Source organism: Streptomyces sp. NRRL F-5630, from assembly GCF_000719475.1.
In the GTDB taxonomy this organism is placed as follows: Bacteria; Actinomycetota; Actinomycetes; order Streptomycetales; family Streptomycetaceae; genus Streptomyces.
The window spans coordinates 47,396-56,544 of sequence record NZ_JOGO01000039.1 but is presented as its reverse complement, the minus strand read 5'-3'; the positions used below and the strand labels follow the sequence as shown (position 1 = coordinate 56,544).

Annotated in this window: 7 protein-coding genes, 1 tRNA gene and 1 pseudogene; 1 reads left to right on the top strand and 8 read right to left on the bottom strand. The window is 76.4% G+C overall.

What is annotated here, in order from left to right; all coding sequences use genetic code 11:
* Positions 1–674 (bottom strand): annotated as a pseudogene (locus IF99_RS0118945) (hypothetical protein); the annotation flags it as partial.
* A gap of 536 nt (positions 675–1,210) precedes the next feature.
* Here IF99_RS0118945 and IF99_RS0118940 point away from each other — a divergent pair.
* On the top strand, positions 1,211–2,413 hold the full coding sequence (locus tag IF99_RS0118940) for a M6 family metalloprotease domain-containing protein (RefSeq protein ID WP_030997732.1): 1,203 nt from the start codon (positions 1,211–1,213) through the stop codon (positions 2,411–2,413).
* Positions 2,414–2,485: 72 nt separating this feature from the next.
* Here the strand turns inward: IF99_RS0118940 and IF99_RS0118935 are convergent.
* The 7 genes from IF99_RS0118935 to IF99_RS30920 all read right to left on the bottom strand — a co-directional run bounded on the left by IF99_RS0118935 (position 2,486) and on the right by IF99_RS30920 (position 9,103).
* Positions 2,486–2,559: transfer RNA gene (locus IF99_RS0118935), tRNA-Lys, on the bottom strand.
* Complete coding sequence (locus IF99_RS32560; protein ID WP_030997731.1) at positions 2,550–3,134, bottom strand: hypothetical protein; 585 nt, start codon at positions 3,132–3,134, stop codon at positions 2,550–2,552. Before IF99_RS32560 ends, IF99_RS0118935 begins: the two co-directional genes overlap by 10 nt.
* 206 nt (positions 3,135–3,340) lie before the next feature.
* Entirely contained in the window at positions 3,341–3,682 is a 342-nt protein-coding gene (locus IF99_RS0118925; RefSeq protein ID WP_030997730.1) for a hypothetical protein, read from the bottom strand.
* Positions 3,683–3,848: 166 nt separating this feature from the next.
* Positions 3,849–5,180 carry an AAA domain-containing protein gene (locus IF99_RS0118920; protein ID WP_030997728.1) on the bottom strand — a complete coding sequence of 444 codons (1,332 nt, stop codon included), beginning with the start codon at positions 5,178–5,180 and terminating at the stop codon, positions 3,849–3,851.
* Entirely contained in the window at positions 5,177–6,769 is a 1,593-nt protein-coding gene (locus IF99_RS0118915; protein ID WP_030997727.1) for a hypothetical protein, read from the bottom strand. The genes IF99_RS0118920 and IF99_RS0118915 overlap by 4 nt, the downstream gene beginning before the upstream one ends.
* On the bottom strand, positions 6,769–8,016 hold the full coding sequence (locus IF99_RS0118910) for a hypothetical protein (protein WP_030997726.1): 1,248 nt from the start codon (positions 8,014–8,016) through the stop codon (positions 6,769–6,771). The genes IF99_RS0118915 and IF99_RS0118910 overlap by 1 nt, the downstream gene beginning before the upstream one ends.
* Positions 7,937–9,103, bottom strand: a complete 1,167-nt coding sequence (locus tag IF99_RS30920) for a phosphatase PAP2 family protein (RefSeq protein WP_234340752.1) — start codon at positions 9,101–9,103, stop codon at positions 7,937–7,939. The genes IF99_RS0118910 and IF99_RS30920 overlap by 80 nt, the downstream gene beginning before the upstream one ends.
* Positions 9,104–9,149 lie beyond the last annotated feature (46 nt).

Sequence of the window (9,149 nt, the reverse complement as noted above, 5' to 3'; positions counted from 1 at the left end):
GCCGGACGGGGGCGGGTGGGCCAGTGCCCGGAGAGCGGGGCCGGGTCGCGGCGGGGCGGTTCGGCGGCGGTCCGGGCCAGGACGTCGCGCTCGCGGAGGTGGGGCGGCTGGGGAGAAGCCGGGGTCCGGGCCCAGGAGACGCCGGACTGCGGGCCGGAAAGCGGCCGCCAGGAGGGCATCGCCTCGGCACGGGCCGGTTCCGCGCCGAGACCGCGCCCCGCCCCGCGAGCCGTCTCCGCCGCCCGACGGGCGGCCTCGCGGTACGCGTCCTGGTGCTGCCCGGCCTCCCGGTACGGTGCCTCGGGCTGTCCGGCCTCGCGGAACGGTCCCCCGGGCTGCCCCGCCTCGCTGCGCGTTCCCCCGGGCTGCCCCGCCTCGCGGTACGGCCCCTCCTGCCGCCCGACGTCCCGGGGCCGGGGTTCGCGGCGGGCCGCCTCGTCGTGTCCGGGCTCCCCGTGAACGGCGTCGCGCCGCCCCGCCTCCCCGTGCGCCATCTCCCCGTACGCCTCCCCGTACACCGCCTCGCGGTACGCGGTGGTCTCGTGCGGGCCCCTCGGCCCGGCGTCGGCCGGCGGGGGCGGGTGGTGTGGGGCTTGGCTGCGGGCCGGCGGGGCGGAGGGGTGCGGCGCGCCCGCTCGGGTGGGGGCCGGGGGTCCTTCGGGGGGTCCGTTCACCGCTCGCTCCCGCCGTTGGCCAGGGTGTCCGTGCTGGCAAGTGTGCCGATCATAGATGCAGGCCAGAGGCCGTCGCAGCGGCCATTCGGGGCCCCCGCGCGGCAGGCGACCGGAGTTGAGCGCTTTGTTTTCGCTCCCGATCCTTCTGGTGGGGGTGAAGGGCGGAAGTGTGCTTTCAAGGCGCGTAGAACGACGCGCGTGAAGCGTGAACCTTTACCGCATCGTTGGCCGTGTCCCACGGCGCCGCGCCCCCATCACGCCGCACCCGCCTCCCCGGTCTCCGCCGCCCCCACCGACACCCCCGGGGTCGCCCGGGTGGCAGTGGGTCGAGGGGCCGAGCGGGTGGCCCCTCACCCCTGTAGATCAGACAAACAGTGCATATGTACGTATGACGCCGCAAGGTGGGTGGCGTGTTTCGCCATCGACCGCTTCCAGGACGCCGCGTCCCCCGGCCCCGCGATCCGCAGACCGCCGCGAGCGGCGGCGAGCGGTGGGGTGCGGGCGGCAGGGGTGGCGGTAGGTGGCTTTCGTGGCCCATGCGGTTCGGGGCGGCCGCCGCCGCCTTTCTCGGGCTCGTCTCGGGTGCCCTCGTCCTCGCCCCCGCGCCCGCGCTCGCCGGGCTGCGCTCCGGCCCGTGCGTGCTGCCCCGCACCGGCGTGCACCACTCGGAGGGCCTCGACACGTGGAACGCCGCCTACCCCCGTCCGGCCGGGCGGCTCGACGCGGTGCTCGTGTACCTCTCGTTCCCCGGCGCGAAGCCGCGCGCGACACCCCGCGAGCTGAGCCGCGACTACTTCCCCGCGACGACGGACTTCTACACGCGCGCCTCGTACGGGCGCATGAGGCTCGTCCCGCACGTGCGGCCCGGCTGGGTGCGCATGCCGCGCCCGGCGAGCGCGTACGCGATAGAGCGGGACTGGGGCGACGGGGGCCGCTCGGCGTACTTGCGCGACGCGCTCGCGGCGGCCGACCCGGGGACGGACTTCTCCCGGTACGACGTCGTGTACCTCGTCGCCGACCCGGACGCGCCCGGTGTGAACCCGGACGCGACGAAGGTCGTCAATCTCGGTACGCCCCTGCACGCGGACGGGACCGCTCTGCGCCGCTTCGTGACCGTCTTCGAGCAGCACCCGCCGGACCACAATGTGCTCGCCCACGAGACGGGCCACGTCTTCGACCTGCCCGACCTCTACCACCGCCCGGCGGACGGCAAGGGGGACTGGGACACGCACGTCGGGGACTGGGACCTCATGGGCAGCCAGTTCGCGCTGGCCCCGGAGTTCTTCGGCTGGCACAAGTGGAAGCTGGGCTGGCTCGACGACGCGCGCGTCGCCTGCCTCCCGGCGGGCGGCGACAACCGCGTGGACCTCGCCCCGCTCGCGGCTCCGCTGCCGAAGGGGCTGCGAGGCGCGCCCCGGCTCGCCGTGGTCCGCACGGGCCCGTACCGGGCGCTCGCGATCGAGGTGCGCACGGCGCGCGGCAACGACGTCACGACCTGCTCCGAAGGAGTCCTCCTCTACGAGGTGCGCACCGACACCGCCTCGGCGCAGGGCCCCGTCAAGGTCTACGACACGCACCCCGGCACGGGGGGCTGTGCGAGCCGCTCCGTCCAGCCGGGCCTGGCCGACGCCCCGCTCGGCGTGGGCGAGACGTACACGGTCCCGGGCAGCGGCCTGCGGATCACGGTCGAGGCGAAGACCCCGGACGCCGAATGGACCGTCCGCGTCCGTAGCTCCTGACTCCCGCACCCGCCCCGGCGGGACCGCACGACAAGAAGGCCCCCCGATCGCTCGGGGGGCCTTCTTTGTCTGTGCGCCGCCAGGGACTCGAACCCCGGACCCGCTGATTAAGAGTCAGCTGCTCTAACCAACTGAGCTAGCGGCGCCTGCTGACGTCGTAGACATTAGCACCCTGGTCGGCGGGGTGCGAAATCGCAATCCGCACACCTGTCCGGGCCGCCCACAGCAGGACCTTCGGGCCCGGGAGCCAGGGGCGCGCACCCTTCGGGGCCACGAGCCAGCGGTCCCGGCCCGCGCCCGGAAGCGGGCGTTCCAGGGGCGGCAGGCTCGCGAGATCACCGCGTCCGTGGCAGAGCAGGGGCGGGAGGGGATGGCGGGGGCTGCCGCCCCACCGCTCCCAGCGCAGCAGCGCGGCGAGGCGGTCGGCCGTGCCCGGGGCGGCGAGCAGGAGGAGGCGGTCGCCGCGCTGCGCGAGCGGGCCGCAGCCGGGGCCCTCGGCCCACAGCCGCTCCACCATGCGGCGCCCGAAGAGCAGCGGCGCGCTCACGAGGTCGAAAGCGGTGCCGCAGGGGAGACGGAGCGGGGCGTGCGGCCGGGCGGCCCAGGCGCGGAGCGTCGCCTCCGGGTCGGGTGTCGCGCTCGCGAGCCAGCGGGCCCCGCCCAGGTCCCGTGCCGTCTCGCCCGTGCCGTCGCGTCGCTCCTGCTGTGTGCTGCTCGTCATGCCCCCACGGTGGCCCGCCCGCCCCGGCGGCGGACGGAGTTCGCGGAAACGGGGACAGGACATGCCGTACGGGCGTACCGTGCCCTGTCACTCGGCATATGCCCGCACGCGGCCCTGCCGCAGGCCCCGGGGCCGCCCGACGCGGGGGCGTCACGCTTCCTCGGGCGACGCGGGGGCGTCACGCTTCCTCGGGCGACGCGGGGGCGTCACGCTTCCTCGGGTTTCCCCTTGAGCAGATCCCGCCCGAACTCGATCATCTTCCGCGCGTAGTCCTCGGTCCACTGCGCCCGCTCGCCGATCGAGGCCGCCGAGAGGCGGTCGAAGCGGCGCGGGTCGGCGAGTTGCGCGGCGGCGATGGCCTGGTACTCCACCGCCCGGTCCGTGGCGGCGCGGAAGGCGTGGCTCAGCTCGGTCGCCCGGTCGAGCAGCCGGCGCGGGTCCTCGATCGCCTCCAGGTCGAAGAAGTGCTCGGGATCGGCCGCCACCTCCCTCGGCTCGTGGAGCAGCGGCGCCGGACGCAGCCGCGGTCGCCGTTCGGGCTCCGCCATAGAAACTTCCTCCATCGCACGGGTGGGAGCGGCGCGGACCACCTCCGCACCACCCACCATTGTCCCTCGCCCCCGCAAGACCGGCCTTTGGCCTCCGCCCGGCACGCGCCCCCGCCGGGCCCCGGGGCTCCTCACGTCCGGGTTTCCGTCCGCCCTCCTTCCCCCCTCACACCTCCACCCGGTGTTCCCCCAGCCGCGCGAGCACCGCGTGGTGCGCCTCCCACCCGTCGGGAAAGCGCAGCTCGACCCCCAGCCGCACCGGCTCCGTCGAAGGATGCGCGTCGAGCAGTTCGGCGACCCCGGCCCTGCACACCACGAGGCACGCGTGCCGGTGCCGTGAGGCGAGCACGCACAGGCGACCGGTCTCCAGGTGGAAGTCGGTCGCGTCGGGGCGGCCCGAGAGCGGGTGCAGGACGACGGTCACGTCGTACTCGCGGCCCTGGAGCCGGTTCGCCGTGTCCACGGTGACGTCCGTGACGCCGAGCGCCGCGAGCGCCCCGCGCACCGCCGCTGCCTGGTCGCGGTGCGCCGTGCCGACCGCGATCCGGGCCGCCGTGAGCGGCACCGCGTCCTCGCCGGGCGAGACGGAGGTGCCCTCGCGGTCCAGGAGCCGCCGCACGAGGCGCGCGAGCGCGCCCACGGCCTCCGGGTCGGTGCGGGGCGTGATGCGCGCGGGCAGTTCGAGCAGCCCCCAGCCGCCGCGCGCCGCCTCGTCGATCACGGCGTCGTAGGGGGAGCCGTCGGCGGCCCCGGCGAAACCGAGCCGCCGGTCGCCGGGATTCGTACCGCTGCGGAAGGGCGTGTACGGGTAGAACGCGGCGCTGACCAGCGGGGCGGCGGAGGCGGGCAGCCGCCAGGAGACCGGCAGGCGGTGCTGCGGAAGCTCCGGGTTGTGCGCGAGGAGGGCCGCGACGGCGGAGGCCGAGGGGTCGTGGGCGAGGCCCGCCCACTGGTCGGCGCCGACGAGCGCGAAGGGGTCGAGCTGCCCCGGGTCGCCGACGAAGAGGGCGCGCTCGAAGAGGCCCGCGACGGCGAGGAGCGCGTCCGAACGCATCTGGTACGCCTCGTCGACGATCGCGTGCGGCCACGGCTCGACGTCGCGTACGTGCGCCCACTTCGCCGCCGTCGACACGACGACGGGCAACTCCGCGAGGTCCCCGGCCCGGCTCGACTTCACGACCTGCGTGTACGCGTCGAGCGCCGGGTCGTACGCGTCCTGGTCACTGCTGTGCAGCCGTCCCACGGGCAGCTCGGGGTCCTTCGCCGCGAGGCGCAGCACGAGGTCGTCGACCTGGGCGTTCGTCTGCGCCACGATCATCAGGCGCCGCCCGGCCGCGACGAGTTCGCGCGCGGCACGCACGACGAGCGTCGACTTGCCCGCGCCCGGGGGCGAGTCCACCACGACGCCCCGGTGCGTCCCGTGCAGCGTGTCCGCGAGGATCGCCTCCGTCGCCCGCGCCGCCTCGGCACCCGGGTCGAAAGCCACGTCGTCCGTCACAGCACGTCCTCCTCGGTCACCGCGTCCGGCGCCTCCGCGACCGGCACCCCGTCCGGCGGCCCCCCGTGCGTCCACGGCGTCGCCTCCGCGTCCGGCAGCCCGGGCCCCGGCCGCTGGTCGTGCGGGAAGAGCGTGAAGCACAAGGTCTCCCCGACGGCCGGGACGGAGCCCGGGTCCGGCTCCGCGCCGCGCCCCATCCGGTCCCGCACGGTGAGCAGCAGCGCCCCGTCCTCCGTGCGCCCCGTGAAGTCGGCGGTCTGGGGCTTGCCTTCGAGCACCCGGAACACCGGTGTCCGCTCAGCGAGTTGCGGCAGGTCGTCGGTGCGCACGGTGAGCACGGGGCGGGGGCGCGGCCTGCGCCCCTCGGTGTACGTCATCTCGACGGCCTCGACGCGCCCGTGGAACGCCTCGCCCGCGAGCCGCCGTTCGGCCATGACGAGCGGGTCGTCGAGCGCTTCCTGCGCGTCGAGCCGCGCCTGCTCGCGCTCGCGCGCGGCGAGCTTGCGCGCGGCGGTCACGGCGTCGTCGCGGCGCGGCTGCGGCGGCTCGCCCGCGGCGAGGCGGTCGCGGTGGCTCGTGTACGAGAGCCGGTCGCGCGTCCAGCGCTCGGCCGCGTACGGGGCCTCCGGCAGGGTGCGGAGCAGGTCGATGCCGTGCCACACGGCGTCCCACGTGGGCCGGGTCACCCGCAGGACGAGCTGCCCGATCGCGTGCTCGGCCTCGTGCAGGGCGGCGAGGAGCGCGTCCGCGTGCTCGGGGTCCTCGGCGGCGGCGAAGCGGAGCCGGGCCGCGTCGTAGCGCTCGATCGCGGGGGCGAGGAGCTTGTTGTCGAAGGCGGGATCGGTCGCGGGGCCCGCCGGGGGGTGACGCAACTGCCCGTCCTCGTCCCGCTCCAGCTCGGCGGCGAGCGCGGCGGCGGCGCCGTCGGCGCCCTCGGGCGGGTCGAGCCAGCCGAGGAGCGCGCCGAGGTGCTGCTCCTCCATCCGGCTCTGCCCCGTCGCCCAGTGCCGTCCGAGCAGCCCCGTCATCGGCAGGAGCAGCGCCGAGCCGGGCACCCGCGCGCGCTCGCCGAAGTGCGTGAGCCACCGCCCGAGCAGCGGGACCCGCGCGGGCGCCGGATACGGCTCGTCCGGGTCCTGCTCGGCGGTCCGCCGGAACCGCATCGAGCGCCCGAGCAGCCGCACGAACTCGACGCCCGCCGTGCTCGGTACGAGCAACTGCGGCGCGTCACGGCACAGTTCCGCCTCCACCGTGACCTTCTTGCCGCTCTCGGGATCGGTCTCCTTGCGCTCGACCGTCTCGACATCCGCCGCGAACGACTCGACGTACGGGAGGACTTCGGCCGCGAGCGCCGCGAGGAAGCCGAAGCGCAGCTCGCGGTCGCGCGGCTGCGGCACGTACAGCAGCCGGGGGCGCTCGCGCTCCGTGCCGACGAGCGCGCCGAGCGGGGCCCCCGTCTCACCGGCGGTGGTGAGCGGGACGAGGACGAGGGGCCGCTCCGAGAGGTGCCGGTGCAGGCGGGTGGCGAGCGGCTGCGCGCGGCCGGCGCGCACCGCTTCGAGGCGGGCCAGAGTGGCGATGAGCGACATCAGGCGGCCTCCCCGGCGCGGGCGTCCTCGGGCGCGGTACGGGCCCGGGGCGCCCCCACCGGCGCCCCGCCACCCGCCGCCGCGCCCGTACCTCCGCCCGGTGCCTCGTGGCGGGCCAGCGCCTCGCCGCGCAGCCGGTGCGCCCGGCGCAGCGCGGCGACGGCCGGGTCCGCCGGGTCGCCCGCCTCGCCGTGGGCCGCGGCGAGGACCGCGCCGACCGTCGCGAGCCCGCCCAGCTCGCCCCGTACCGCCCGGCCGAGCGCCGTCACCTCGTCGCCCGAGCGGGCCGCGGCGCGGCAGTGGAAGGCGAGTTCGCACGCGGAGAGGCACTCCGGGGCGTACGTGGCGGGCACGGCGGCGACCGCCGCGCGCAGTTCCTCCGCGGGCAGCGCCGGGTCGAGGACCGTGCCCTCGGGGAGCGCGGCGAGCAGGTCGGCGACGCGCGTGAGCCGCGCGAGCTGGCGGCGCGTGACGGAGAGCTGCTTGCGGATGTCGACGGGGGCGGCGGTGGGGAGGTTGGAGAAGTCGCGCGGGCAGACGAGCAGCACCCTGTCGCGCACGCGCGCCGCCGGAACCCCCTCCGCGAGCCCTTCGAGGGCCAGCACGTACACCGCCGACTGCCGCGCCGCCGCGCCCACCTTGGCGGGATCGGCGGCGCCGTCGATCATCGGGAACGACTTGATCTCGACGACCGTCCACGTGCCGTCCGGGGCCACGACGACCGCGTCCGGTTCCAGGTACGCGGGCGAGCCCGCCACGTCGAGCGCGAGCATCGGGTGGTCGAGCAGCGTCCACCCCTCGCGCCCGGCCGCCTCGCGCAGCGCCTCGGCCGTCCGCCGCGTGCGCGCCTCGGGGCCCTGCGCGGCGAGATCCGGTACGTGCCGGGAGGCGGGCGTCGGCTCGGGGCCGCCGCCGAGCAAGGCGTGGGTCAGGCGCAGGAGTTCGGCGCCGCCGTCCGCCTTGACGCGCGCCTCGAAGGCGTTGCCGCGCATGAACGCGAACTGGGACTGCCCGGCGTCCGAGGGCGCGCCGAGGGCGGTGGCGAGGGCGTTCTTGTCGATACCCGCGCCGTCGAGCAGGGCGCGGCGGTCGCAGCCCGGGTTGGCGGCGAGCGCGGCGAGCGCGCGGGCGTCGAGCGGGCGTGGCGCCGTCCCGGGCCCGCGCAGCTCAGCGAGCCGCCGCCGCAGCCCCGCCGGGGCGCTCGGCGGGGCTCCGGTGCGAGGGTCGTTGCTGGGGTATTCGCTCACCCGGCGAAGTCTCGCATCCCCCACCGACAACACCCTCACCGCCGACACCCTCGCCGCCCCCGGCCACCGTGTACGTCCTCCCGCCCGCGAGCAGGACGGGGCGCAGCCGCCGCGGCAGCCGGGGCCGCAGCCACTCCCGTGCCCGCGCCGTACCGTGCAGCAGCGGGCGCGCCAGGAGCGCGCCCGCGCCCATCACGGCCGCGCCCGCGAGCGCGTCGAGGAGGTAGTGGTTCGCCGTGCCCATCACGACGAGCGCCGTGATCGTGGGGTAGGCGATCCCCGCGGCCCGCATCCAGCGCGTGCGCGCGTGGCGCCACAGCAGGAAGCCGCACCACAGCGCCCAGCCGACGTGCAGGCTCGGCATCGCCGCGTACTGGTTCGTCATGCCGCCGAGGCCGCGCGGCGCGCTCGCCTCGCCGCCCCACCAGCCCCAGTCGCTGAACTGCGCCATGGTGTCGACGAATCCGTGTCCCGCCGCGAGCAGGCGCGGCGGGCACGTGGGCAGGAAGGTGAAGCCGATGAGGCCGATGAGAGTCGAGGCCATGAGCCAGGTGCGGGCCGCGCGGTAGACGGTGTGCCGGGCCCGGAAGAGCCAGATGAGCACGAGCGGCGTGACGAGGTAGTGCAGCGAGGCGTACCAGAAGTCGGCCGGGATGCCGAGCCACGGCTCGCGGGTGAAGAGGCGGTTGAGCGGGTGTTCCAGGTTGATGTGGAGGAACTTCTCCACACGGAGTATCGCGAGGCCGTGGTCTATCGCGTCCCGCACGTCGCCGCGGGCGAAGAGGCGGCCCGCCGAGTAGACCCCGTACAGGAGGGCGAGCAGGGATATCTCGCTCCACCAGCGCAGCCGCACGGGCGGGGGAGGGGCGGGTGGCGCCGGGTCGGCGGATAGCGGGGAGTCCACGGGCGCCGCCGGGTCCGCGGGCGCCCCCGGGTCCGCGGGTATCTCCGTGTCCGCGCGTATCGCGGGGTCGGCGGATATCGCGGGCTCCGTCGGCGCCGCGGGGTCGGTGGCGGCGGGCGCTCCTCCCGGCTTCCGGCGTACGGGGCCGAGCCCGCGAGGGGCCGGGGCCTCGGTCTGCTGCATCCGCTCGTTCTCCTCGCTCCGCCGTTTCCAGGCCGGGTGCCCGCGC